This window comes from Shewanella sp. MTB7 (genome assembly GCF_027571385.1).
Taxonomy (GTDB): domain Bacteria; phylum Pseudomonadota; class Gammaproteobacteria; order Enterobacterales; family Shewanellaceae; genus Shewanella.
Window position 1 is genome coordinate 2,198,706 of record NZ_CP085636.1, and the last position, 26,955, is coordinate 2,225,660.

General features: G+C 41.7%; 23 protein-coding genes. 20 read left to right on the forward strand and 3 right to left on the reverse strand.

Going from position 1 to position 26,955, the window contains the following annotated elements:
- From fliR to HWQ47_RS09405, 15 genes are all read left to right on the forward strand, one after another.
- Positions 1 to 798 (forward strand): flagellar biosynthetic protein FliR, encoded by a 798-nt coding sequence (gene fliR / locus HWQ47_RS09335; RefSeq protein WP_269970865.1) that lies wholly within the window; start codon positions 1 to 3, stop codon positions 796 to 798.
- 130 nt (positions 799 to 928) lie between these two features.
- The gene (gene flhB, locus HWQ47_RS09340; RefSeq protein WP_269971712.1) at positions 929 to 2,062 is read left to right on the forward strand and encodes a flagellar biosynthesis protein FlhB; all 1,134 of its coding nucleotides are present in this window, start codon (positions 929 to 931) and stop codon (positions 2,060 to 2,062) included.
- 86 nt (positions 2,063 to 2,148) lie between these two features.
- On the forward strand, positions 2,149 to 4,248 hold the full coding sequence (gene flhA / locus HWQ47_RS09345; RefSeq protein ID WP_269970866.1) for a flagellar biosynthesis protein FlhA: 2,100 nt from the start codon (positions 2,149 to 2,151) through the stop codon (positions 4,246 to 4,248).
- Between the two features lie 11 nt (positions 4,249 to 4,259).
- The gene (gene flhF / locus HWQ47_RS09350; protein ID WP_269970867.1) at positions 4,260 to 5,657 is read left to right on the forward strand and encodes a flagellar biosynthesis protein FlhF; all 1,398 of its coding nucleotides are present in this window, start codon (positions 4,260 to 4,262) and stop codon (positions 5,655 to 5,657) included.
- A gap of 4 nt (positions 5,658 to 5,661) precedes the next feature.
- A complete protein-coding gene (locus tag HWQ47_RS09355) occupies positions 5,662 to 6,543 on the forward strand; it encodes a MinD/ParA family protein (RefSeq protein WP_269971713.1) in 882 nt (293 codons plus the stop codon).
- Entirely contained in the window at positions 6,536 to 7,276 is a 741-nt protein-coding gene (locus HWQ47_RS09360; RefSeq protein ID WP_269970868.1) for an RNA polymerase sigma factor FliA, read from the forward strand. The genes HWQ47_RS09355 and HWQ47_RS09360 overlap by 8 nt, the downstream gene beginning before the upstream one ends.
- Positions 7,277 to 7,294: 18 nt before the next feature.
- Entirely contained in the window at positions 7,295 to 7,678 is a 384-nt protein-coding gene (cheY, locus tag HWQ47_RS09365) for a chemotaxis response regulator CheY (RefSeq protein WP_012143382.1), read from the forward strand.
- A gap of 13 nt (positions 7,679 to 7,691) precedes the next feature.
- Positions 7,692 to 8,429, forward strand: a complete 738-nt coding sequence (locus HWQ47_RS09370) for a protein phosphatase CheZ (protein ID WP_269970869.1) — start codon at positions 7,692 to 7,694, stop codon at positions 8,427 to 8,429.
- A 15-nt stretch (positions 8,430 to 8,444) separates the two neighbouring features.
- Complete coding sequence (locus HWQ47_RS09375) at positions 8,445 to 10,616, forward strand: chemotaxis protein CheA (RefSeq protein ID WP_269970870.1); 2,172 nt, start codon at positions 8,445 to 8,447, stop codon at positions 10,614 to 10,616.
- A gap of 24 nt (positions 10,617 to 10,640) precedes the next feature.
- Positions 10,641 to 11,759, forward strand: a complete 1,119-nt coding sequence (locus HWQ47_RS09380; protein ID WP_269970871.1) for a protein-glutamate methylesterase/protein-glutamine glutaminase — start codon at positions 10,641 to 10,643, stop codon at positions 11,757 to 11,759.
- Positions 11,752 to 12,360 carry a hypothetical protein gene (locus HWQ47_RS09385; protein WP_269970872.1) on the forward strand — a complete coding sequence of 203 codons (609 nt, stop codon included), beginning with the start codon at positions 11,752 to 11,754 and terminating at the stop codon, positions 12,358 to 12,360. The genes HWQ47_RS09380 and HWQ47_RS09385 overlap by 8 nt, the downstream gene beginning before the upstream one ends.
- Before the next feature lie 38 nt (positions 12,361 to 12,398).
- A complete protein-coding gene (locus HWQ47_RS09390) occupies positions 12,399 to 13,190 on the forward strand; it encodes a ParA family protein (protein WP_269970873.1) in 792 nt (263 codons plus the stop codon).
- Positions 13,174 to 14,220 (forward strand): chemotaxis protein CheW, encoded by a 1,047-nt coding sequence (locus HWQ47_RS09395; protein WP_269970874.1) that lies wholly within the window; start codon positions 13,174 to 13,176, stop codon positions 14,218 to 14,220. The genes HWQ47_RS09390 and HWQ47_RS09395 overlap by 17 nt, the downstream gene beginning before the upstream one ends.
- A 7-nt stretch (positions 14,221 to 14,227) precedes the next feature.
- Complete coding sequence (locus HWQ47_RS09400) at positions 14,228 to 14,713, forward strand: chemotaxis protein CheW (protein ID WP_269970875.1); 486 nt, start codon at positions 14,228 to 14,230, stop codon at positions 14,711 to 14,713.
- Positions 14,714 to 14,797: 84 nt separating this feature from the next.
- Positions 14,798 to 15,202, forward strand: a complete 405-nt coding sequence (locus HWQ47_RS09405; RefSeq protein ID WP_269970876.1) for a DUF2802 domain-containing protein — start codon at positions 14,798 to 14,800, stop codon at positions 15,200 to 15,202.
- Between the two features lie 496 nt (positions 15,203 to 15,698).
- Here the strand turns inward: HWQ47_RS09405 and HWQ47_RS09410 are convergent, their stop codons facing one another.
- Positions 15,699 to 16,037 carry an EscU/YscU/HrcU family type III secretion system export apparatus switch protein gene (locus HWQ47_RS09410; RefSeq protein ID WP_269970877.1) on the reverse strand — a complete coding sequence of 113 codons (339 nt, stop codon included), beginning with the start codon at positions 16,035 to 16,037 and terminating at the stop codon, positions 15,699 to 15,701.
- Between the two features lie 64 nt (positions 16,038 to 16,101).
- Positions 16,102 to 18,102 (reverse strand): hypothetical protein, encoded by a 2,001-nt coding sequence (locus HWQ47_RS09415; RefSeq protein WP_269970878.1) that lies wholly within the window; start codon positions 18,100 to 18,102, stop codon positions 16,102 to 16,104.
- Positions 18,103 to 18,336: 234 nt separating this feature from the next.
- Here HWQ47_RS09415 and HWQ47_RS09420 point away from each other — a divergent pair, with 234 nt between their 5' ends.
- Complete coding sequence (locus tag HWQ47_RS09420; protein ID WP_269970879.1) at positions 18,337 to 19,173, forward strand: MlaA family lipoprotein; 837 nt, start codon at positions 18,337 to 18,339, stop codon at positions 19,171 to 19,173.
- Positions 19,174 to 19,226: 53 nt separating this feature from the next.
- Complete coding sequence (locus HWQ47_RS09425) at positions 19,227 to 20,330, forward strand: response regulator (protein ID WP_269970880.1); 1,104 nt, start codon at positions 19,227 to 19,229, stop codon at positions 20,328 to 20,330.
- Positions 20,331 to 21,098: 768 nt separating this feature from the next.
- Here the strand turns inward: HWQ47_RS09425 and HWQ47_RS09430 are convergent.
- On the reverse strand, positions 21,099 to 22,571 hold the full coding sequence (locus HWQ47_RS09430) for a peptide MFS transporter (RefSeq protein WP_269970881.1): 1,473 nt from the start codon (positions 22,569 to 22,571) through the stop codon (positions 21,099 to 21,101).
- Between the two features lie 1,244 nt (positions 22,572 to 23,815).
- Here HWQ47_RS09430 and mntA point away from each other — a divergent pair.
- The 3 genes from mntA (at position 23,816) to rfaH (ending at position 25,869) form a co-directional block, all read left to right on the forward strand.
- Positions 23,816 to 24,241: a type VII toxin-antitoxin system MntA family adenylyltransferase antitoxin gene (gene mntA / locus HWQ47_RS09435; protein ID WP_269970882.1), complete on the forward strand. Its 426-nt coding sequence runs from the start codon at positions 23,816 to 23,818 to the stop codon at positions 24,239 to 24,241.
- On the forward strand, positions 24,234 to 24,629 hold the full coding sequence (hepT, locus tag HWQ47_RS09440) for a type VII toxin-antitoxin system HepT family RNase toxin (protein WP_269970883.1): 396 nt from the start codon (positions 24,234 to 24,236) through the stop codon (positions 24,627 to 24,629). The genes mntA and hepT overlap by 8 nt, the downstream gene beginning before the upstream one ends.
- 703 nt (positions 24,630 to 25,332) lie before the next feature.
- The gene (rfaH, locus tag HWQ47_RS09445) at positions 25,333 to 25,869 is read left to right on the forward strand and encodes a transcription/translation regulatory transformer protein RfaH (RefSeq protein ID WP_269970884.1); all 537 of its coding nucleotides are present in this window, start codon (positions 25,333 to 25,335) and stop codon (positions 25,867 to 25,869) included.
- The last annotated feature ends 1,086 nt before the right edge of the window (positions 25,870 to 26,955 follow it).

The window sequence follows — 26,955 nt, forward strand, 5'->3', positions numbered from 1 at the left end:
ATGGAAGTATTAATTGGGACTCTAATGGACACGATAGCATCTTATATGTGGCCCCTATTTAGAGTTGCCAGTATGTTGATGGCGATGGCCATTATTGGTGCTAATACGACGCCAGTGAGAGTGAGAGTACTGCTATCAATGGCAATAACTTTCGCTATTGCTCCGGTACTTCCCCCTGTCGAAAATGTCGATCTTTTTTCAGTATCCTCCGCTTTTATTACTTTTCAACAGATTGTTATTGGTGTGGCGATGGGGTTTGTCACTCTGTTAGTTATGCAAACCTTTGTGTTAACGGGACAAATTATTGGTATGCAGACCAGCCTAGGTTTCGCTTCTATGGTCGATCCTTCATCGGGTCAGCAAACACCCGTGATCGGTAATTTCTTTTTGCTGTTAACAACCATGATATTTTTGGCGGTAGATGGGCACCTAGTATTGATTAGAATGTTGGTGGCCAGTTTTGATACGATCCCAATATCTGATCAAGGTATCAGTATCACAAGCTATAAGATGTTGGCAGAGTGGGGCGCTTATATGTTTGGTGCGGCGTTAACCATGTCGATGACGGCAATTGTGGCGCTACTAATGATTAACCTCTCTTTTGGTGTGATGACACGCGCCTCTCCACAACTCAATATTTTTGCCATAGGTTTTCCCGTTACTATGGTTACGGGCTTATTTATTCTTTGGTTGACGTTATCACCTATTATGGAACACTTTGGCGCGGTATGGCGAGAAGCTCAACTGCTACTGTGTGATGTGGTGGAACTTCAGTGTAATGTCGATGGAATGTTCTAATGGCACTCATTATGGTGTACATATCGGCGCAATATGGCGAGAAGCTCAATTGCTACTGTGTGATGTGGTAGAACTCCAGTGTAATGTCGATGGAATGTTCTAATGACTGACGACTTATTGGCGGTAAATGATGGCTGAAAATGACAGTAGTCAAGAAAAAACCGAAGAGGCAACCCCCAGACGTCGCGAACAAGCGCGGGAGAAAGGTCAGGTTGCGCGATCAAAAGAGTTAGGTACCTCAGCTGTTTTACTTGCTTCAGCGGTTGGATTTGTGATGGTAGGACCTGGGATTGCTAAAGCGTTAGCCTTAATCATGACAACTCTTTTTAGCCAAGAGAGATCACAAATATTCGATACCAATGAGATGTTTATGATTTGGTCGTTTATTGGGTCCGAGTTAGCATTTCCGATGTTGAGCTTAATTGCCTTTCTGGCCGTGGTGGCATTTATTGGTAACATCGTGCTTGGAGGGCTCACTTTCTCAGTTAAGGCGTTTATGCCAAAGGCTGATAAGATGAGTCCCCTAAAAGGTTTTAAGAGAATGTTTGGTGTGCAAGCTTTGGTTGAATTAACCAAAGGCATAGCAAAGTTTTCCGTGGTGGCTTTATCGGCGTATTTTCTACTTAGCTATTATTTTGATGATATTTTAGCGCTTTCACGTGAACATCTTCCCGGAAACGTTTATCACTCTTTAGATCTGCTCGCGTGGATGTTCATCTTACTTTGTGCTTCAACGCTAGTGATTGTTGTTATCGATGTACCTTTTCAAATTTGGAATCATAATAAGCAATTAAAGATGACTAAGCAGGAGATTAAAGACGAATATAAAGATACGGAAGGTAAGCCTGAGGTTAAGGGGAGGTTGCGACAGTTGCAAAGGGAGATGGCGCAAAGACGGATGATGAGTGAAGTGCCTAACGCCGATGTTATCGTTGTGAACCCGGAACATTATGCCGTCGCGGTTAAGTATGATGCGATGAAGTCTACAGCCCCCTATGTTCTGGCTAAAGGGGTTGATGATGTGGCATTTAAAATTAGGGAAATAGCCCGTGAACATGAGATAGCAATCGTCTCGGCACCACCACTAGCTAGAGCTATTTATCACACAACGAAAATCGATCAGGAGATCCCTGAAGGCCTATTTACTGCTGTTGCACAAGTGTTAGCGTATGTATTTCAGTTGCGCCAATATCAACAGCGTGGAGGAAGAAGACCAACACAGATCCCTGTTAACCAACCTATTCCTGATGATTTAAAATATTAATAAAATCAAACCTTATTGAACATATTCATATATTGGCTTAAATATTGCTTTATTAGATTTAGATGTCAAAGTTTGGACTCTTTTTAATGGATGTTAAAGCAAAACTAGGTCAATTTAGAAATATCAAATCTGCTCACTTTAAGGGTCTTGGTACCCCATTGCTTGTACTTGCAGGCTTGGCTATGATTATTTTGCCTATACCCGCATTTATTCTTGATATCTTATTCTCTTTTAATATCTCACTTGCTCTTGTCATTTTACTCGTATCGATTTACACCAACAGGCCTTTAGATTTTGCAGCTTTTCCGAGTGTATTACTTGTTGCTACTTTGTTGAGGTTGGCGTTGAATGTTGCATCCACTCGCGTTGTGCTCCTTGAGGGACATAACGGTGGCGATGCGGCAGGTAAAGTCATTGAAGCATTCGGTTCTGTGGTGATAGGTGGTAACTATGCCGTTGGGCTCGTGGTATTTTTGATCTTAATTATTATTAACTTTGCGGTTGTGACTAAAGGTGCTGGTCGAATATCAGAAGTGAGTGCTCGTTTTACATTGGATGCCATGCCTGGTAAGCAAATGGCCATCGATGCCGATCTAAATGCTGGTGTTTTGAACCAAGAGCAAGCCAGAATTCGTCGCGCTGAAGTAACCAAAGAAGCTGATTTTTATGGCGCAATGGACGGCGCATCAAAGTTTGTAAAGGGAGATGCAATTGCTGGGATTATGATTCTTGTTATCAATATCTTAGGTGGGTTCGTGATCGGTATGGTTCAACATGACTTGGACTTTTCCACTGCGGCGGAAATATACACGTTATTGACCATTGGAGACGGGCTTGTTGCTCAAATCCCTGGGCTATTATTATCCATTGCGGCGGCGTTAATGGTAACACGCCAAAATGAATCGGGTGATATGGGCCAGATGATGATGAGTCAGATGTTTGACAGTCCCAAGTCTATCGCAATTGCCTCGGGTGTACTCTTGGTTATGGGAATAGTGCCGGGTATGCCACATTTTGCCTTTCTTTCCTTTGGAGCGATAACGGCTTCTATCGCTTATTTTCTTTATCGTAAGCAAGAGACTAAACGGACTCAAGCATTAGAGTTAGCCAAGAGACCTTTAACTGAAACTGCGGACACTAAACCAAAAGAGCTGAGCTGGGATGATGTGCAACACGTAGATACTATCGGACTAGAAGTGGGGTACCGATTGATCCCTATGGTTGATAAAGGGCAAGGCGGTGAATTGTTAGGCCGTATTAAAGGTGTGCGTAAGAAACTCTCCCAGGAGTTAGGTTTTTTAGTTCCTGCTGTGCACATTAGAGATAACTTGGATCTTTCTCCAAATAGCTATCGTATATCCTTGATGGGGGTAGCATCTGGAGAGGCTGATATTCGATATGATTGCGAGCTGGCCATTAACCCTGGACAGGTTTACGGCAAATTAGAGGGTATAGAGACCAAAGATCCAGCTTTCGGCTTAGAAGCGGTGTGGATAGCACCAGAGCTGAGAGAACATGCGCAATCACTAGGTTACACAGTCGTTGATGCCGCCACTGTTGTGGCAACACATTTAAGTCAACTGCTAACCAATAATGCTGCTAAATTGCTAGGTTACGAAGAGGTTCAGCAGCTAATGGACATGCTGAAGAAGCACTCTCCTAAGCTTGTCGATGGCTTTATTCCCGATGTCATGCCACTAGGGACTGTCGTTAAAGTGATGCAGAACCTGTTGAACGAAGGGGTATCTATTCGGGATCTTAAGACCATCGTTCAGACGCTATTAGAGTATGGGCCTAAGAGTGCCGATACTGAGGTGCTTACAGCAGCTGTACGTATTTCATTAAAGCGGATGATCGTTCAGGAGATAAGTGGGCCAGAAATCGAAATACCTGTCATTACTTTGGCACCAGAGTTGGAACAGATGTTGCATCAATCTATGCAAGCGACAGGGGGAGAAGGTCCCAATATTGAGCCGAGCCTAGCCGAGCGAATGCAAAAGTCTTTAGAAGATGCGTCCCAAAGGCAAGAGATGATAGGCCAACCGGCAATATTACTTACCTCTGGTATGTTACGTTCAACCTTATCAAGGTTTGTAAAACATACTATTCCTAACTTAAGGGTTATTTCCTATCAGGAAGTCCCCGATGAAAAGCAGATTAGAATTGTATCTGCTGTTGGCCAGTAGAGGGCATGTAAGTGAAAATTAAACGATTTTTAGCAAAAGATATGCGTACAGCTCTCGCTCAGGTTAAAGAGACCTTAGGTTCAGAGGCTGTCATTATGTCAAATAAGAAAGTGACAGGTGGCATTGAGATTGTCGCTGCGGTTGACTACGATGAACCGAAACCTAATTTGCAAAAAGTGCTCAATAAACCGACCGCGCCAACTTTTATGGAACTGGCAGAAGAAAAAATATCTTTAGGGTTTAAAAGACCTGTTCGATCAGAGACAAAGGTTAATCCAGCTCCGGCAGCAGATTCATTACAAGCTTTACTCGAGAGACAGCAAAGTAGAGTGAATCAACAGGCAACGAGTAAAAGCGATGAATTGGAGATGCCTGATTGGGCAAAGGGTTTACAAGCGCCTCAGATGAAGCAAGCTGCTCCTGAAATCAAGCCGTCACAATATGGTCAGAGAAGCAACTCAAATGGCAAGAACAATACGAACCATGAAATGGACGCAATGCGTGAAGAACTCGCTTCTTTACGCAATTTATTGACTCATCAGGTTACTTCATTATTGTCTGAGCAGAAAAGTCGGGTCAATCCTGTTGGGGCCATGCTGGAAAGTAAACTGTTAGATGCTGAATTCTCTCCTATAGTAGCGACTAAATTATCAGATTTGAGTGAGCACTACCAACCAGCAGAGTTAGTTAGAGCTTTACCCCGTTGTTTAGCTAATATGCTTGATAATCAAGGTGATGATATTGTCAGGCAAGGAGGCGTTGTGGCTTTTGTAGGGCCAACAGGAGTTGGTAAAACAACGACTGTTGCGAAATTAGCTGCACGGTTTGCTGCGCATCATGGTGCGGATCAAGTTGCGTTGATAACAACCGATCATTATCGTATTGGGGCCTTTGAGCAATTGGCAACCTATGGCAAAATAATGGGGTGTCCAGTTAAGCAAGCACATGATCTCAATGAGTTGGAACAAATTCTTTATCAGTTTCGTAATCGCAAGCTAGTATTGATAGATACAGCGGGAATGGGACAAAGAGATGTGAGACTTTTTCAGCAACTTGATAATTTAGCTGCAAATAGCAGATTACCTATTAGGAGTTATCTGGTACTGTCTGCTACAGGACAAAGAAGGGTATTAGAAGATGCAGTGGCACAATTTAAACGAATTCCTCTTTCGGGAGCTGTGTTAACAAAGCTCGATGAATCGGTTTCATTAGCTCCTGCATTGAGCGTATTGATACAAAGTGGGTTACCATTAAGTTATGTTACTGATGGTCAAAGGGTTCCTGAAGATATGCAAGTCGCTGATACATTTGCTTTAGCTAATAAAGCATTGTCAGTGTTAAACAGGAAAGAGCAAGTAATAACACAGAATTGTGAACGGTCTGATGAAAAGGCCTATGCATTTGAGTAAAGTAATGACTCGGGATCAAGCAAGTGGTTTACGTATGATGAATCAACCTTATAACGAAAAAGTAAAAGTAATCGCCGTTTCTGGTGGTAAAGGTGGCGTTGGTAAAACCAGCGTATCAATAAATACTGCTGTGGCACTGGCAGAGAAAGGGAAGCGAGTATTAGTTTTAGATGCTGATTTAGGACTAGCTAATGTGGATATTATGCTTGGACTTCGTGTCGTGCGTAATTTATCTCATGTCTTGTCTGGTGATGTGGATCTGGATGATATTATTGTGCGTGGTCCCAAAGGTATTGGTATCATTCCTGCTACCTCAGGGACACAAGCTATGGTAGAGCTTTCTTCAGCTCAACATGCTGGTCTTATTCGAGCATTTAGCGAGATGCGCACACAATTTGATATTCTGATAGTGGATACCGCAGCAGGGATTTCAGACATGGTGCTGAGTTTTTCGCGGGCTTCCCAGGATGTACTGGTTGTTGTGTGTGACGAACCTACCTCTATCACAGATGCTTATGCGCTAATAAAGATATTAAGCCGAGAGCACGGAGTCTTTCGCTTTAAAATAGTTGCCAATATGGTGCGAAGTTTACGGGAAGGTATGGAACTCTTTGCTAAGCTTAGTAAAGTTACAGATCGCTTCTTAGATGTCGCATTAGAATTGGTTGCTACAATTCCATTCGATGAAAACTTGCGAAAAGCTGTGCGTAAGCAAAAATTAGTAGTTGAAGCTTTTCCAAAGTCACCAGCAACGATTGCCTATCATGGTTTAGCTAATAAAATTATTAGCTGGCCAATCCCGCAGCAACCAGGGGGGCATTTAGAGTTTTTTGTTGAACGATTAGTACAGAAACCTGAATACCAAGAGGACAGAGCGAGTGAGTAAAACCGCTGCGTATACTTGTTTGGATAATAAAGCTTCTATCGTTGAACAGTATGCTCCATTGGTAAAAAAAATTGCTCACCATCTCTTAGCCCGCTTACCAGCATCGGTTCAAATCGATGATCTGTTGCAGGCCGGTATGATGGGGCTTCTCGAAGCTTCTACAAATTTTGATGGTAGTAAGGGGGCGAAGTTTGAAACCTTTGCCGGAATTAGGATCCGCGGTTCAATGCTTGATGAAATTCGCCGCGGAGACTGGGTTCCAAGGTCGGTGCATCGAAATCAAAGGCGTGTTGCTCAGGTCATTGATGAGTTAGAGCAAGAGCTAGGTCGAGATGCTAAAGACTCTGAAATTGCTCAAAAACTTGATATATCGCTAAATGAGTACCACCATATTCTTAATGATGTTTCAGTTGGGAAAGTGATCGGCATTGAAGATCTTGGTGTGTCGGTTGATGTTATTAGTCATGCTGAAGGTCAGCAAGATGATACATTTGAATCAATTGTAGATGTTGAGTTTCATACGGCCTTGGTGGCAGCTATTAAACTATTGCCTGAAAGAGATGGGTTAGTTTTGTCGCTTTATTATGATGAAGCATTAAATTTAAAAGAGATTGGGGCCATTCTTGAGGTTAGTGAGTCACGGGTAAGTCAGATATTAAGTCAGGCAATGCTCAGACTAAAAGCTAAACTTAAGCACTGGACACATAATAACGATCACGTACGTAATAATTAGAGCTCCGCGGAGGAAACTTTGGACAAGAATATGAAGATTCTCGTTGTTGACGATTTCTCAACAATGAGACGTATCATCAAGAACTTGTTAAGAGACTTGGGTTTTAACAATACTCAAGAAGCTGATGATGGTTCCACAGCATTACCCATGCTGCAAAAAGGCGATTTTGATTTTGTCGTCACAGATTGGAATATGCCAGGTATGCAGGGCATTGATCTATTGAAGGCCATTCGCGCTGACGATGAATTAAAACATCTTCCCGTATTAATGGTGACAGCAGAGGCTAAAAGGGAACAGATCATCGCAGCGGCACAGGCTGGTGTGAATGGTTATGTTGTCAAACCATTTACGGCTGCAACATTGAAAGAGAAGTTAGACAAAATTTTCGAACGACTCGGTTAATCAAGGTTGTGCTATGCAGGCTATTACATCAGGATTAATTTCGCTAGAACAAGCTACGCAACTTGTGGACCTGCTTACTGAAGGTGAGCAGGAGCAAGCTGACGAGTTGATCAGAGAGATCGCAACGCCTATTCAAAAAGAGTTATTCGATGAGGTTGGAAGACTTACTCGACAGTTACACAGTGCCATCGTTGACTTCCAAGTTGATGATAGACTGGTTGTTTTGGCGAGCACCGAGATCCCTGACGCAAAAGAACGCTTAAACTATGTCATTGACATGACAGAAAAAGCGGCAAATAAAACCATGGATGCAGTAGAGGAATGTTTGCCTTTAGCAAATGTACTTACTACAAATATACAGTCAGTAAAGCCGAAGTGGGCCAAACTCATGAAGCGGGATATTGAACTGACTGAATTTAAAACCCTCTGCCATGATGTTGAGCAATTTGTTGAACAAAGCGAACTCGATTCAATTCGCCTTAAAGATTTACTAAATCAAATATTATTAGCTCAAGATTTCCAAGATCTAACTGGTCAGATCATTCGCAGAGTGATCGACCTAGTTAGAGAAGTTGAGAATAATCTAGTTTCTATGTTGACCGTATTTGGTGAGCAGGCGGTTGAAGATAGTTCACCAGTTGCGGTAACGGGTATTGAAGCTGAAGGGCCAATTGTGAACGCTGAGGAACGAGAAGATGTCGTAGCAGGTCAAGATGAAGTTGATGATTTGCTATCGAGTCTAGGTTTCTAATTAGGAGTCAAGTTAATGTCATTCGATGTTGATGAAGAGATACTGCAGGATTTTTTGATAGAAGCAGGTGAAATTTTAGAGCTTTTATCAGAACAGTTAGTTACTTTGGAAAATAATCCAGAGGATACTGAGTTGCTCAATGCTATCTTTCGAGGGTTTCATACGGTTAAGGGGGGGGCTGGTTTTTTAAGCTTGAATCCTATGGTCGATGTGTGCCACGAAGCTGAGAATACGTTTGACTTGCTTCGCACTGGAAAACGTGGTGTTTCTGCAGAACTGATGGATATTATTTTGCATGCTGTGGATGCCATCAACTCAATGTTTGCACAAACACAAGTAGGTGAACAACAAGACTCTGCTGATCCTGAATTACTGGCTAATCTAAAATTGCTTAGTGCGGGTCAGTTACTCCCTAATGAAGGTGGGGCTAATTCGGAGCAAGAAGCAACACCAGAGATAGATACATCAACAGAGTTATTTGACGAGGTCGCGGCAAGCGATACTGGCGTTGATCTATTTGATGAAGAGCCTGTTTCCAACAATACAAATGGCAATATAGATGAAATAGACGAGTCAGAGTTTGAAGCACTGCTTGATGCACTTCATGGTAGTGCTGGCGCTGGAGATCAACCATCGGTAAATCAAAGTGCTGAATCAAACTCGAGCAGTGATATTACTGATGATGAATTTGAATCCTTACTTGATAATCTGCATGGTTCAGGTCAGTTTAAGTCAGATGAATCCGCTGCAAAAGCGATAGAAGCTCCAGCTACTCCGGTTGATTCTGATGACATTTCCGATGATGAGTTTGAAAAATTACTTGATGAGCTACATGGTTCAGGTTCAGCAACAAATGTAAGTTCACCAACGGTTGTTGTAGAAAAAAAGGCGCAAGCAACCTCCAAAAAAGTAGTGTCTGCCAATTCAACAGCTAAAGAAGCCCCCGTTGCGAAAGCCGCTCCGGTACCTAAAGCGAAGGCCAAATCTAAACCTGCCGCAACCAGTATGCCGCAAGCCGAAACAACCGTTAGGGTCGACACTGCACGTTTAGATCAGATAATGAATATGGTTGGTGAATTAGTTTTAGTGAGAAACCGACTTCTTAGTCTTGGCATTGCTCGTGAAGATGAAGAGATGTCTAAAGCGCTAGCTAATTTAGATCTGGTGACTGCCGATCTGCAAGGTGCGGTGATGAAAACTCGCATGCAACCCATTAAAAAAGTGTTCGGTCGATTTCCTCGGGTCGTTAGAGACTTGGCTCGTACGCTGAAAAAAGAAATTAATCTTAACATGATCGGTGAAGATACTGATCTGGATAAAAACCTTGTAGAAGCATTGGCAGATCCTTTAGTTCACTTAGTGAGAAACTCAGTTGATCATGGCATTGAAATGCCTGATGAGCGTGAAGCAACAGGTAAGTCAAGGACCGGTACTATCACACTTTCTGCGAGCCAAGAAGGTGATCACATCTTACTTAAGATTGAAGATGATGGTGCCGGGATGGATCCTGCGAAATTAAAAGAGATTGCTATCAGTCGTGGTGTATTGGATGATGAGACAGCATCACGAATGTCAGATACTGAAGCTTATAATTTAATCTTCGCTCCCGGATTCTCTACCAAAGTTGAGATCTCTGATATTTCAGGGCGCGGTGTGGGTATGGATGTCGTTAAGACGCGTATTGCTCAACTAAATGGCACAATTCACATCGATTCATTGAAAGGCAAAGGGACAGTTCTAGAGATTAAGGTTCCGTTAACACTTGCCATTATGCCGACCTTGATGGTTGAAGTTGCTACACAAATATTCGCATTGCCATTATCAAGTGTCAGTGAGATATTTCACTTAGATTTAACCAAAACGAATATAGTCGATGGTCAATTGACCGTGATAGTTAGAAAGAAAGCTGTACCATTATTTTATTTAGAACATTGGTTGAGTCGAAATCCTAGTGCCTTAGTGCATGGCGATAAGGCACATGGTCATGTGGTCATTGTTCAACTCGGTATGACACAAATAGGTTTTGTCGTTGACTCATTGATTGGACAAGAAGAGGTAGTTATTAAGCCTTTGGGGACCTTATTACATGGTACTCCAGGGATGGCTGGTGCAACTATCACATCTGACGGTGGTATAGCATTAATCCTTGATGTTCCTGGTTTGTTAAGTAATTACGCAAAAAAATAAAACGATATGCGGATAGGAAATTGAATGAGCATTAAAGTTCTCGTTGTTGACGATTCAAGTTTTTTTCGTCGAAGGGTTAGTGAAATTGTTGCTAAAGACCCTGACCTAGAAGTCATTGGAACAGCCGTCAATGGGGCTGAAGCCGTTAAAATGGCCGCAGATCTTAAGCCTAATGTCATTACCATGGATATAGAGATGCCAGTCATGGACGGCATTACTGCTGTTCGTGAAATAATGGCTAAAACACCTGTCCCTATTCTTATGTTTTCGTCGTTAACACATGATGGTGCCAAGGCAACCTTAGATGCGTTAGAGGCGGGAGCATTAGATTTTTTGCCAAAACGTTTTGAGGACATTGCAACCAATAAAGATGAAGCCATTCGGCTTTTACAACAAAGAATAAAAACCATTGGGCGCAGGAGAGTTTACCGGCCAATAACACGACCTGTTACCAAACCAACTTCAACGCCTTTATCTCGACCTCAGAGTACGACGCCACTACCCCGTACTGCGGGTAATGCTCCTATTGCGCCTAAATCTAATATCATAAATCGTGCTTCAGGTAGAAAATATAAAATATTGTTAATAGGTACCTCGACAGGGGGACCTGTTGCGTTGCAAAAAATACTGACTCAGTTTCCACAAAATTATCCTCATCCTATTTTATTGATCCAACATATGCCAGCAGCTTTTACTCCTGCATTTGCATCTCGATTAAATGCTTTATGCAAAATTGAAGTAAAAGAAGCTGTTTCTGGAGATCAGTTGAAAGCAGGTCATGCCTATCTCGCTCCAGGAGGAATGCAGATGATGTTAGATCGTGCTGGTACTCATGGGAGATTAAAAGTTGTCGCAGGTAGTGAGGATATGAATTATAAACCTTCGGTAGATATTACATTTGCTTCGGTATCCAAAATACTGGGTAAGGACACGTTAGCTGTTGTGTTAACCGGAATGGGAGCAGATGGTAGAGAAGGTGCACGAATGTTGAAGAACTCAGGAGCAACAATCTGGGCACAAGATGAAGCATCCTGCATAGTATACGGGATGCCGCAAGCAGTAACAGCCGCAGGCATTTCTAGTCAATCAATTGGATTAGAGCAGATGGCTGATGCTATTTTACGAGAATCATTTAATGGCTAGGTCTAAGGAGAAATCGAGCACTTTCTCCATTGTGGTTATTCTTTTACTTTCTGTCGCAGTATTTACCTTAGCTTCCTTATATTTAGATACTAGACATAAAAACAACCTATTACTGTTAGAAGTTGAGCGATTAGAGGGGACTCAGGTATTGTTAATGGTGCCTGATGAGCAGGCTGAAGTTGTTGCAAAATGGATGTCTGAAAATCCAGATGCCACTAAAACGATATTAACTCAAGCAAAGCCTAAACAAGAAGTTAAAGTGAGTGTCGGCCCAGGTACTGATGAAAAAGAAGATAACGCTTACTCGATAGATTACATTGATCAAATAAATATACTGACAAAGAAAGTGGAAATGCTTGAGAAAATAAGAGCTAATTCAATAGGAAATAGATTAATTGAAAGAGATACAGAGGAGTATATTCCTATCAATATTAGTGTTAGGCCCTCTGAATCACCGGATATTAACGTTATTAAGAATGATAAAAAGATTAATGTTAAACATTATTCTAAAGCCCACACCGTTTCAGAAAGTGCCGATGGTGTAAAAGTCATTGTATTACCCCATGGTGGGATTAGAGTAACGACTCGAGAGCTTGATTAGTTGGGCATAACAATAATAGCAGTTTTGAGGGGTTGTTTTTGAAAATCTGGACAGTCGCAAACCAAAAGGGAGGAGTTGGTAAAACAACAACAGTAGCGAGTTTAGCGGGGTCTCTAGCTAAACGGGGATTGAAGGTTCTGATGATAGATACCGATCCACATGCTTCTTTAGGATATTACCTCGGTATTGACTCAGAACTGGTTAAGTCTTCGCTTTACGATCTGTTTTTAGAACATCAAAGCCTGACTAAAGAGTTCATTCAGGAACATATTGTGTCGACGTCGGTAGACGGTATTGATTTGATTCCTTCAACCATGGCGTTAGCAACGTTAGATAGGTCATTAGGTCACCAAGGAGGAATGGGGTTAATACTTAAGAAGCTACTCTTGTTAGTTGAAGATAGTTACGATATTGCATTAATTGATTGCCCGCCAGTATTAGGTGTGCTGATGGTTAATGCGTTGGCTGCTAGTCAGCATATTATCGTGCCTGTTCAGACAGAGTTTCTTGCCATAAAAGGCTTGGATAGAATGATTAAAACTATGATATTAATGGGACGTTCAAAGAAAACACAATATAGCTTTACTATCGTTCCGACCATGTACGATCGTCGGACTAAAGCTTCTTCGGCTGCATTGCAACAACTTAGTAAAGAATATGGAGAGCAACTATGGCCAGATGTTATACCTGTGGACACTAAGTTTAGAGATGCGAGTTTAGCTCACCTTCCTGCATCACATTTTGCAGCGAGTAGTCGTGGGGTCAAAGCTTATGAAAGGTTATTAGATCATTTACTTGCAGGAGCAGTATCTCATGTCACGCTTAGTTGATGATGCTGTTTTAGATTATTTTTCTCTTTTGCTAACAGAAGAAAGTAGTGAAATTGAAAAAACTGAATCATCAGTTGACGCTCCTAAATGTGCAAGTCATCATCAATTTACTCAAGTTAGGTCCGAAAAATTGACCAGTTCCGCGATTAATAGTTCTCCTTCACTGGAGAGCGAACTTTCAGTTATAGAGAGTTCTGTATTATCTAAAAATCAAGAAAATGAAAAAACGCCATTGGCTCAGAAGCAATCTAAGCTAAGAATAATGACTTCAGTTGAGACGAAAGAGCGAGATCCACGATTAGATAAATTGGCTCTAGAACAGTTGCTGGAACCTTTACTTAAATCAACTAATGCGGAATCAGTTCCTCAAGTAACGGATACAGAAATAAGCAAAATAGATACACAACCTAAAGTGAAGTCGTTATCGGAGAGTATTAAACCAAAAGTTGAAGAAAAAACAAAATTTAAGAGTCATACTCAAGAGTTAAGAACACAAAAACAAACATTAGAAACAAAGTCTGAGACAAAAATCAGTGAAGTTCCGCCTAAAGTAACAAAAGATCTGCTTGAAACCCTCGATGATGAATTTCAAGTACTATTCTTTAAAGTGGCTGGGTTAACGTTAGCTGTGCCATTAGTAAGCTTAGGAGGAATCGTTAAACTTGATAGGCTTAACCATATTATGGGTAGACCTTCGTGGTATAAAGGAGTCCAAACTCATAGAGATTCGCAGTTAAATGTTGTTGATACTTGTGCTTGGGTGATGCCTGATAAGTATGATGATGCGTTAGCTGAATCCGTAAACTATCAATATGTTGTATTATTAGAAGATAGCAACTGGGGATTGACGTGTGAATCCTTAGTTAATTCGGTAAAAATCAAGAAATCGGATGTCAACTGGCGGAGCAAAACGGGTAAACGTCCCTGGTTGGCTGGAGTTGTAAAAGAGCAGATGTGTGGCATATTGCATGTGCATTCACTCATTGATTTATTAAATTCAGGTTTAGGTAGTCAGGATCCTGTTGGCTGAGGTAAATATGACAGACGCAAATCAAGTAGCGGTAAATAAAGATGACGAAGTGTTGCAATGGGTAACCTTCCGGCTCGACAATGAAACTTATGGCATTAATGTCATGCAGGTTCAGGAAGTATTGAGGTATACCGAAATTGCCCCAGTACCGGGAGCTCCTCATTATGTATTAGGGATCATTAATCTTCGAGGCAATGTAGTGACGGTGATCGATACTCGCTCTCGTTTTGGATTGGCCTCTTCAGAGATAGATGATTCGACACGTATTGTCATTATCGAAGCTGAGAAGCAAGTGATCGGCATTTTGGTTGATAGTGTTGCCGAAGTCGTATATTTACGAGGCTCTGAGATTGACAATGCACCTAATGTGGGAACAGAAGAAAGTGCTAAGTTTATTCAGGGGGTGAGCAATCGAGACAATGAACTACTCATCCTTGTCGATCTGGATAAGTTACTGTCCGATGAAGAGTGGATGGAGTTAACAGAAGTTTAACGGCAATTTAATCCTGAATTTTAGCCCCTAGTGTTAGGCTGGGGCTATTTTCTTGTTTCTGCTTTATAAGAGTCTTATTAAACCATGATAGGTGATGAAATATTGATCGCTGTTTTAGTGTGTGTGATTGCCTTTTTGGGCTTATTGCTTTTTCAACATATGCAAACTAAACAGTTAAAAAGTAAAGTTAATGCATTAACTCTTTTAGTAAAAGAGAGTGATCGCCAACGTGAAACCGTTAAGCGTGAACTTCAGGAATTAAGAAGCGGCACTATAGGTGTTGGTAGGCGTATGCTAGAGCTTGAGAAAAAAGCTTCTCAACAAGATGCAAGATTAGACGAGGCTAAACACCAAGATCCACAAGCTAAGCTCTATACACGTGCAATGAAGATGGTTGATTTAGGCGCAGGTGTGGAGGAGTTGATTAATGAGTGTGAAATACCTAAAGCTGAAGCTGAGTTAATTATTAGGTTACACGGGAAAGGCTAAGCTGATAAGGACGGCTATACGCCTTGCGAGATCCTAGGGTGCCAACAAGTTGGCTTCGAGAGCATCGCAAGCGACTTCTAGAATTTATGGGAGAAGGACGGACTTAGCCCTGCTAGAACGCAGCTAGCTGCTGCGAGAGCATCACTGCGTGACTTCTAGAATCTATATAATTGAGTGCAGATAAAGGCGAACGCCGCAAGTTGCTACGGTTAACGGGATGGCCTTCTTCTTTTGTAGGTCGGCATTTATGCCGTCAGCTTTATATTATACAGAAGGGCGGGCTTTGCCCTACTAGGACGGCACAAGTGCCTGCTAGGTTCTAGGGCTGCTTAGCTGCTATAAAGGCGAACGTTCCGTCATCTGTAAGCTATAGCGTTCGTCACTGTTTAGCTCGTATAGCAGGCCAAGGGCCGCTCTAACAGTGAGCTTGCGAACGTTCTAGCAAGGAGCTTGCGACTGTCCTCGAAGCTAACGTAGTTGACGTCCTTCTCAGCCTTTATACCTCCTCTACTATTTTTTGATGCATATTGTTCCACTCTTCTGGAAACTTACCATCAAGTACATAAGCGAAGGCTATGAGTTCAGCAATTAGTAGGTAAAGCTCTTTGGGGATTTCATCGCCAAGCTCTAAGCGTTGAAGAAAATCACACAAGTGTGCATTTTGATGGATATGAATCCCCGCTTCTTTAGCTAAAGCAATAATTTCATCCGCTACTATTCCTGACCCTTTAGCGGTGACTTTAGGTGCATTGTGGCCATCGAAGCCGAGTGCTACGGCTTCACGTTCTGATTCGACTGGGTCAGTACTGATTTTCTTATCCAAATCATCTTTCATTTCAATATCCAATACAGTTCATCTAGTTACAATTAACAGAATAAAATACTTTAAGTCTATCAACCTAAGCCTTGATCTTTACTAAGTAATGGTCACCTGGCAGCAAACTTGCCGGAAGTTTTGATTGCTGAGTCGAGATCTTATCCGGTGTTAATCCAATAGCACTTAATTTTTTGACAAGTGATGGGAGCAGCTTGTCGATCCGTGTTTGCAGTTCACTGTTTTCAACACTAATGGTCATATTTAGACGAGTCTCAATTACTTTAGCCTGAATTAAAATAGGACCTTGAAGTAAGTTGAACTTTAATTGTAGTTTCCAGCGAGTGCTGTTATTACTATCGTCGTCTGTTTCTTGAGTAAAGTGTCCCTCAAGGTTGTCTTGGTGCTGATCGAGTGAGTAGGGCAAGGTGAAATACCAATTTGACTGTCCATTAATGTCGTTACTTGCTTGGGAATACAAGTTTAGATTGCTGATTAATTTGCCGGCCGTTTCCGTAGTACCAGATTTTTCGAGCATAGCGAGTAGCATGTTACTTGCTCCCATTTTTTGTTGAAGCTTTTGAAAGTAATTTAACGTTGTCTGGCTGGGTTTTACTTTGTTATTTAGCGGGTCAGAGTCGAACTGACTGCTTTTAACACCAAGAAGTAAATGGAACAATATTGAAATTGAGTTCATATGAGATAGCAATGGTTTAACTAACATTTTGACATCGAATGGAGCGTTAAGACTAAGCTGCCCTATGAGTTCATCTCGTATTTTATTTGGGTCCGCTAAGGAGAACAGCTGAGAGGGGGGCATTTGGGGCATGAGTTTGTTTAATCGCGATGCAAGATTGTCTTTCACTTCATGCTTGTTTTCGACTATAGGGGGTAAACTGCCAGCTTTTCCAAATGCTTTATTTAATGCAGTTAACATTAATGCCTGTTTGGTGGCTTGAATTGCTGGAGTATATTCATTTGATCTATAGCCTCCTAAACTATCTTGAATCTTTGTACTCGATTGAGTCATTGTATTTAAATGTATCTCTTTAGCTGGGTTTAGCTGTTCTTTACTGTTTACTTGATTGGTCGTCATGTTTTCAGCAGTGTTTTTATGTGGGGGGAGTTCAACCGCTGTGATTTTTTTATTCTGAAATGTTGGTGGCGAAGCAAGATTAGTGAGCACTCGCTTGTCTGTGAGTGTTCGCTTACTTTCATCGAAACTTTGTGGGCTAAGGGCGTTATCAGAAGAAATAAGCTGTTTAATCGAAATGCTTTCTAACGGTTTTATCAAGTGAGAATACAATCTTGCTATATCTGGCTTGGCGATGGATAAAGACTTATCCACCTGTGTTGGAATCTCACTTTTTTTATTAGGGTCAATTAATGACAACTTAATGTCGATTTCACTTATGATTGGTTTTAAACTTAAAAACCACTTGTTGTTGAAATGTATGCTGGGTAAAACAGTAGCTTGGTTCGTGCCATCGGATTTTTTACTGGGTAATGTAACTGCAGAAGGGATGTGAACCATTAAATCGTTTGATAACATAAGTTTTTTATCAATAAGTTGAGCATAAGGTAAAAGGTAGCCCTCGCTCCTTGAACTTAACTGCTTAAGTTGATTAATATTTATATTGTTTTCTATTACCAACTGTTTAACTGCTTGTGGCAGTTCAAATGTTATCGTTTTAGCGAGACTAATAAGTTTACTTGCGGAACTGATTTGTTGATTTGCTGAGTTGAGAGTATTGGTGGTCAAGGAATCTAATGCGGCTTTAATGATGTACTCAGTAGCAAGAGGTATATCACTTCTGTTTTTATTTGATATAAAAGTAATATTGTAATCATTACCATTAATTGAAACTTGTGTTAGTCCAGAGGTGGTATTGATAGCGCCTGGCTTTATTAGGTGTGTCTGGACTGGGTTTAACTCATTTGAACTTAGTCTGTTAGTGGCTCCGTCAGGTAAATGGGTAACTAGTGTTTGGTTCGATGAAATGGAACTCTTCACCATGTTCGATTGGTTGTTTACGTTGCTAGTCGCAGGTTTGTTATTGCTTATTGGTTTCCCTTGGTTATTCATTTAGTTTTTCCTGCTGAAGCTGGGCTAATTTTTTGGTTTTTCTACTTTAGAGGTTGATCTATTTGTTTTGCTGGGTATCCTTGTTGGACTTAACGTATAATCACACTCACTAGTCTAGTTTATTATTACTGTGATACCTTCTTATCGTCAATGTTGAAGAAAAACTTTAATCTTGATTTACGATCAAATAACAATGGCTGAAATGGATTCAGTTGTAGGCTCTAAGAGAGAAATATGAAGTTTATTAGGAAAGTACTGATTCTAGTATCGCTTATCGTCTCTGCTTTTTCAGTATTTGCTCAGAACTCACCAGATGTGGACGTTGTGAATGTGGTTCTTGATGGTGACAACGTAGAGTTAAATGAAGTTGAGCTAATAGAAGATGGATCTTCAGTTACAATCTCTTATAACGATCCCAGGGATCCTATTGAGGGATTTAACAGGACGATGTGGGATTTTAATTATCTATTTATGGATCGCTACCTTTACAGGCCAGTAGCGCATGGTTATAAAGATTATATCCCTTTGCCGGTGAAAACAGGTCTTAATAATTTTGTTACTAATCTCGAAGAACCAAGTACATTAGTCAATAATACCTTGCAGGGTAAATGGGGGTGGGCAGCAAATGCTGGAGGACGATTTACAATCAATACCACCATGGGCTTACTTGGAGTCATAGATGTTGCAAGTATGATGGGCTTAACGAGCAAGCAAGATGAGTTCAATGAAGTTTTGGGGTATTACGGTGTCCCTGACGGTCCTTATTTTATGGCTCCTTTTCTAGGCCCCTATGTGACTCGAGAACTCGCCTCTGATTGGGTTGATGGCCTATACTTTCCATTATCGGAGTTTACTATTTGGCAATCCTTGGTCAAATGGGGACTTAAAAATCTACATCAACGTGCAGAAGCCATTGATCAAGAAAGATTGGTTGATAATGCACTGGATCCTTATACCTTCGTGAAAGAAGCTTACTTTCAACATATGGACTATAAGGTGTATGATGGCGATGTTCCTGTAGATTTAGATGATGATGAACTCCTTGATGAGTATCTGGAGGAGCTAGACTAAAAGAAGGAACTAGGGAAGTTCCTCAGACTCGACACTTTTGTATAGGACCTTTAATGGCGCTAAAAGATCTCGTTATTTTACTTGTGGAAGACGATCCTGTTTTTCGCCGCATTGTTGCAAGTTTTCTCGATAGCCGTGGAGCTACGGTACTCGAGGCTGATGATGGTGAGCAAGGTTTAGATAGATTCAAACAATATGCCATTGATATAGTACTGGCAGATTTAAGTATGCCCATCATGGGTGGATTAGTGATGCTTAAAAAGATGTCTGAGATTAATTCGAGTGTCCCCTCAATCGTTATCTCCGGTAACCAAGTAATGGCAGATGTTGTCGAAGCCCTAAGGATTGGTGCTAGTGACTACTTAGTTAAGCCTGTTGCAGATCTCTTTCTTATTGAAAATGCGATTAAGCAGTGCCTCGATGAAGGCCATATGAAAGATGTACAACTTGAAGATATAGAGGAGCTTTCTTATCAAGAGTTACAGGATAATCTAGCTTTATTAGAACAAAATGCTGAAGCAGCAAAAAGCGTGCAGCAACAACTCTTTCCTCCTTCTCAAATCAACTATCCTACTGCAAGAATAGATTACAGTTTATTTAAAACAGATGAGGTTAGTGCTTACTTTATTGATACGGTTAATGTCGGTGATAAGCATCTAGTGATGTATATGGCGCATTTTCACCCTCAAGACAACCGCGCCGCTTTTGGTAGTGTACTATTGAAAAGCTTCGTAAATCAAAAATTGAAACTTTTTCGTGATGGTTCGACACTTGCCATTATCGAACCTTATAATATGCTTTGCTATCTTAATGAGAGAATGAATAAATCAGGCCTAGATATTTTTATTGATATTGTCTATATCGTTGTAGAACTGACTCAATATCGCGCCTCAATCGCTCAAGCTGGTCATGGTTTACGCTGTTATATTCGTAATAGTGAAGGGTTAATGCCACTGGCATTACCTGACTCGCTTCAATTAGGCATTTTAGATTGGGGACAGCCTAGCTCCCAATTCAGAACTTTAATGCCAGGTGAAAAGCTGTGTATCTCTTCCAGCGCCCCAGAACACAAACAGATGTTACTCGCTGATCACTTCAGCGGGCTCACTTATGACATTCAAATGCCACCAGGTGGGTACGTCCAACTCTCTTTTTAATCGCTAAGAAGATCGTCGACTACGTCAGGTTCGAGGACGGCCTTTGGCCGGCTATAAAAGCTAAAGCAAAGATGAACGCTATGCTTACGGATAACGGAACGTTCGTGCCTCACTGACGGTAAAAAGCAAAGATGGATTCCGGCATTCGTCGGAAAGACGGTTAAGATTCATTGCCGTTGCAGGTCTCGTCCTTCCCTGCTTGTTCCGTGCTGCCCTAGGCTATTCCGTTACCCGTAGCCGTTTATGGCGTTCGCATTTATCTGCACCCTTCACTTGATTGTATAGATTCTAAAAGTCACGAAGTGACGCTCTCGCAGGGTAAAGCCCGCTCTCGAAGCTAACTTGTTGGCGCCCTAGAACCTCGTAGGGCGATGCCCGTCCTTCTCAGTTTATAAACTTGACGGCATAAATGCCGACCTACAATAAAGGAAGGCTGACCATATGTTATTCTCCGCTTGGCCCGTAAGCGCAGTGTTTCGTGCGGCTGCAGGCCATTCCGTTATCCGTAGCCGTTTATGGCGTTCGGATTTATCTGCACCCTTCACTTGATTGTATAGATTCTAGCAGGCACTTGTGCCGTCCTCGAAGCCAACTTGTTGGCGCCCTAGGAACTCGTGCCTCCTTTTTAGCTTTAGATATAAAAAAACGCCTTACTATTGCGAGTAAGGCGTTTTATAATTTTGTAGAACCTAGAACAGTAAGCAAAGCGTTCCGTGCGGCCGTAGGCCATTCCGTCAACTGTAGCCGTTAGCGGCGTCCTAGTAGCTTTTAATGCTTTATGCCTTCATGCTCGGCAGTGACTGCTATCTCTTCTTCAAGAGCTTGCTCTTCAGTGTGGTGACCGCTCTCTTCTGCGCCATGCATCCAATCAACTAGCTTGTCAGCCATGAAGTAAAGAATGATACCGGAAACAGCAGCCGTAATAGCGATACCTGCGAAAATAGCCATAGCATTAGCAAGTTGCTCCTCTTTTGGACCACCATGGCCAATTAAAGAACCAACAAGACCACCAACCTTATTTGCAACAGCAATAAACAGGAACCATACACCCATCATCAATGATGCAATGCGAAGTGGAGCGAGTTTAGTGACCATAGAAAGACCAATTGGTGACAAACAAAGTTCACCCATGGTATGGAAGAAGTATGCACCGACTAACCACCACATGCTCGATTTAGCATTTGCATCGCCACCCATTTCAAGCACGGCACCAATCATAAATAGGAAACCAATGCCTAATAGAACTAGACCTAAAGCAAACTTAACGGGAGAATTTGGTTCATTTTTACCTAAGCGTATCCAAATAGCAGCGATCACAGGGGCAAAGATAACAATAAACATAGCATTTAATGATTGGAACCAAGTGGTTGGCACTTCCCAACTGCCAATACTACGATCAGTGAAATCGTTGGTAAACAGGTTCATCAAACCGCCAGCTTGCTCGAAACCAGCCCAGAAAATAACAGTAAACAAACCCATGACCATGATGACTTTTATACGATCACGCTCAATTTTGGTTAATGGTTCTTTACGTACGTCACCAGAGGCTGCTGCTTTCTCTTTTTCACGTTGGGCAGCAGGTTTACGGCCGATATCACCTAAAAACTTTTGTGCATAAAGGAATTGGATGATCAATGAAATGATCATACCGATACCAGCACAAATAAAGCCAGCTTGGAAGTTACCATCAAAATAGGCAACAACTGAACCTACAATGATACCTGAAAGGAATGCACCTACGTTGATACCCATGTAGAAGATAGTAAACGCACCGTCACGGCGATGATCTCCCTCTTCGTACAGGTCACCAACCATGGTAGAGATATTTGGCTTAAATAGACCGTTACCTAGAATAAGCACACCAAGACCAAGATAGAAAACTTCAATCTCCATGCCTGGCACCCAAGCATGAGGTGTACCTAAAATGAATTGACCCGCAGCCATTAGTGCACCGCCAATCATTATGGCGCGACGTTGACCTAAGTAAGTATCGGCTAACCAACCACCAATGAGAGGAGTTAAAAAAACCAAACCGGTGAATGTACCGTAAAGAGAGAGGGCATCTGCACTCGTCCAACCTAAACCGTGACCACCTTGTGATTGAACACTATCTACCAAATAAAGTACTAAAATAGCACGCATTGCGTAATAGCTGAATCGTTCCCATAACTCTGTTGTAAACAACAGGAACAATCCCTTCGGATGCCCGAGCATCGTCCCTTGGGGTTTTGCTACGCTCATTAAATTTCCACCTTCGCTTGTGATTGCCTGCGAGACAAGTGTCGTCACAGAAAAATGATTAGTGCTTTGTTTTATAGTCTTGTAACACTAAGTGCTTAATTAGTTATTATTGTTCTAACAACATGATTTATTGTATGTTATTAGTAATATTCACAACGTAAGCGCTACATACGATTGTTATATTTTAATATTTGAAGCTATAAATCCTTCGAAACCCATCTTATATACCTTTTCACCTTGCCTGTGTCAATTTTACGCGCGTGAATGCTGAGTATTTAAGCAGTCAGAATAAAGAATAAACGGAAAGATATAATAACGGTGGTGACGAGCGTTAGGTGTGAGAACAGTTGCAAACTCTTAAAGAACAGAGCGATGACTATGTCATCTTCTAGAACGCTAGGCTGCTAGGACGGCCCTTGGTCTGCTAAATACGAGTTAGAGAGTGGCGAACGCTATAGCTTACGGATGACGGAATGTTCGTGCCTCTCTGACGGTAAAAAGCAAAGATGGATTCCGGCATTCGTCGGAAAGACGGTTAAGATTCTATTGCCGTTGCAAGTCTCGCCATTCTCTGCTTGTTCGGTGCGGCCCTAGGCCATTCCGTCACCCGTAGCCGCTTGCGGCGTTCGCATTTATCTGCACCCTTCACTTGATTGTATAGATTCTAGTAGGAGCATAGCGACGCTCTCGCCGTGACGAAGTCACGTACTCATAGCCAACTTGTTGGCGCCCTAGAACCTAGGATCTAGCAGGCACTTGTGCCGTCCTAGCAGGGCGAAGCCCGTCCTTGTGTATAATACAAACCTGACGGTATAAATGCCGACCTACAATAGAACAAGGCTTGCCCCGTAAGCGAAGTATTCCGTGCGGCCGAAGGCCATTCCGTCGGCCGTAGCCGCTTGCGGCGTTCGCCTTTATCTGCAACTCTGCACTCGATTATATAGACTCTAGAAGTCACGTAGTGACGCTCTCGCAGGGCAAAGCCCGCTCTCGAAGCCAACTTGTTGGCGCCCTAGAACCTCGTAGGGCGATGCCCGTCCTTCTCAGCTTATAAACTTGACGGCATAAATGCCGACCTACAATAGAAGATTTAACCGTAGATTCTAGTAGATTGTGATGTTCGCCTTTATAGCTGCAAAGCGCCCTAGAACCTTACAGTGCAACCCGTCCTTCTTCACTTCCTCTTACTTTTATCCATAAGCCGTTATGATATACTCAAATAAGTGTCAAGAATTATAAGTTACATGACGATGTTTAATTTAGATAAAAGCCGACTAATTAATTTAGTTTTAGACAAGATCCCAACGGTCAAACTTATCTATTTGTTTGGTTCTTACGCAAGTGGTGAGCAACATTCTAAGAGTGATCTTGATATTGCGATATTACCTGTTAAATCATTAGATAACCTTTCCCGTTGGCAATTGGCTCAAACCTTGGCTTGTGAACTTGATATCGATGTTGATTTGATTGATTTAACTTCAGCATCAACAGTATTGTGTCAACAGGTGATAACTCAAGGTCGATTGTTGTGGGGAGATAGTTATGACGATGATATTTTTGCCGTAAAAACGATCTCTATGTACCAAAATTTACAAGTAGAAAGAGCCATGATCCTCGCTGACTTAATGAATAAAGACCCTCGTGATGGCAGGGGAACTGTCCATGAATGACATTATTATCAATAAAATTGCCACGATTAATCGTTGCCTAAAACGTATTAAAGACGTTTATGGCAATGGTATAGCATTTAGAAAAGATCATACTCAACAAGATAGTGTGGTTCTCAACCTACAACGTACTTGTGAAGCCTGTATTGATATAGCAAACCATTTGAATCGTAAACATCAATATGGTGTACCACAAAGCAGTCGCGATAGTTTTACTCTTTTGGCACAAAACAATGTATTACCAGACGAACTTGCTGAAAATTTAAAAAAGATGGTGGGGTTACGAAACATAGCCGTTCATGACTATCAAGAGCTTAATTTAGATATTGTTGTTCATGTTATTAACCATCGTTTAAGTGATTTTGAACGTTTTATTGAAGCGATTAAGTGAAGAGAAAAGTAAGGACAGGAATGTTAGGTTGGCAGATAACGGAACGTTCGTGCCTCACTTACGGTAATAAAGAAAGGATGCCGACTACGTTAGCTTCGAGGACAGTCGTAAACTCCTTGCTAGGTGCGGCATTCGGCCTGCTATAAAAGCTAAAACAAAGATGGATTCCGGCATTCGTCGGAAAGACGGTTAAGATTCTATTGCCGTTGCAAGTCTCGCCATTCTCTGCTTGTTCGGTGCGGCTCTAGGCCATTCCGTCACCCGTAGCCGTTTATGGCGTTCGCATTTATCTGCACCCTTCACTTGATTGTATAGATTCTAGTAGGAGCATAGCGACGCTCTCGCCGTGACAAAGTCACAACCTAGAAGGCCTATGGCCGCTTTTCTCCGCTTGATCCGTAAGCAAAGCATTCCGTACGGCCGCAGGCCATTCTGTCATCCGTAGCCGTTTACGGCGTTCACCTTATCTTTATAGCTGCCGCCATTATTAGCTTTTCCTCTTTCCATCAAAATCGTAATTTGGTACCATTAATGTGTGAATGGGAAGTCGCAGTGACTAAGCAAAAGCTTAGGCCGTTTTTACCGTGGGCTGTAATACTTTTTATCCCATCTCTATTTGTCTATTTCTTTATCATTCTTAGTATGAAAGTTAGACCATTAAAAGCCGCGTGTTTCTTTTGGCATAAATAAAGAGTCTATCATTATGAAAGCTTGGTACTTGTTATATTGTAAGCCTCGCGGGGAGGCTAGAGCTGTACATAACTTAACTCTACAACAGATAGAGTCTTATCTTCCGACCATAGGCGAAGAAAAAAAAGTTAAAGGTCAAGTCTGCATTAAACGAATTCCGCTTTTCCCCGGCTATATGTTTATCCATTTCGATCCACTCGTTACTAGTGTTGCCCGTATTCATTCGACTCGTGGAGTTGGACGGATTATAGGTTGCAATGAATTAATGACCTCCATTGACGATTCAATAATCCACAGCATTCGCATGCGAGAGCATAAATTGCTATCTCAGTTGTTAAGCGAAAACGAATTAGCAACTGAGTGCTTAAACACTTCCCGTAGACAAGATATTAATCCAGGCGATCAGATCCGGTTTACAGAAGGGCCATTTGTTGATCTTGAAGGGATCTTTGACGAAAAAAATGGTGAAAAGCGTTGTCATGTTCTGTTCCACATTATGGGACAGAAGAAACGAGTCTCAGTGCCTCGAGATAGCATTCAAGCAGTCTAAGGTAGACGCTTTGCATCCATGGGGTGTTGGTTAATTCATCAACATGGTTTTTAAGCTTTCCCCCTGTTTGCTTGTAAGACATTCGCCATAGGAGTGATATTTAATAAGCTAATAAATTGGGTTAATCATTGGCGTTATGTCTGAGTTTAGGTTTATTGTGACGCACATCAATCAGAACTCAATCAGTTTAAAGTAATCTATAAACGACATGGAATAACTTGATATCGATCAACATTTAACCTAAATGCTTGAATTATGGTTTGTGACAAGGTTAAAACAATGACAATCGGTATTTTGAGGTGTCTCAATGCCATAGTTTCTGTATCGACGAGGCGTTGAATTGGCATGAAGAGTGTAGATGTAGATGTTGACGTGTTTAATGAGCATTTTTTGTTGATAACTCAGTTTGATTATGTAGTCGCTTTTTTAATGAACAGCATTCTTACGGTGGATACCGTATAATGCGTCGCTCTTATAATCCTAGTCGCACTATCAAGTGCAGTAGGGCATAGGATAAAATCAAATTTATAAATAGCGTTTGATTAAGAAAATAAACTGTCTTAATAACAAGGCTATAGATAGCGCTAAAAGACGTTGTCAGCAACGTAAACAGTACCGCAAAATGTGAATGACGCAAAGCGCGTTGGGCAATCTGGAAGCCGTAATCCATGGGCGGTAGCGTGTCTGAAGGACAAAATTATAAACAATTTTATAACTTTAGCGAGAGCGACAGAGCTCTGCGATTATCAGGATCGGTAGCGTGTCTGAAAGAAGACAAAGACGATAACTGAACGCTGCGCTAACGGAACGGATTTTGTCCTCACTGCAAGAACTGTTCGTCTCAGGCTTAATCTTTACCCGTAAGTGAGCATGCGAACGTTCCGTAATCCGTATTCGGTGAGCGTCAACGTATCCTCATTGATTTGTGTTTGTTGTAGGTCGGTATTTATGCCGACGCTGTTGATGGACTAAAGTCCAACCTACATTGAAGCAGAGAAGGACTGACTTTCTTTAAATACTTGTAATTATTTTAGAGGCTGTCAAAGTCCTGCTAGAACCTAGAACCTAGAACCTAGAACCTAGAAC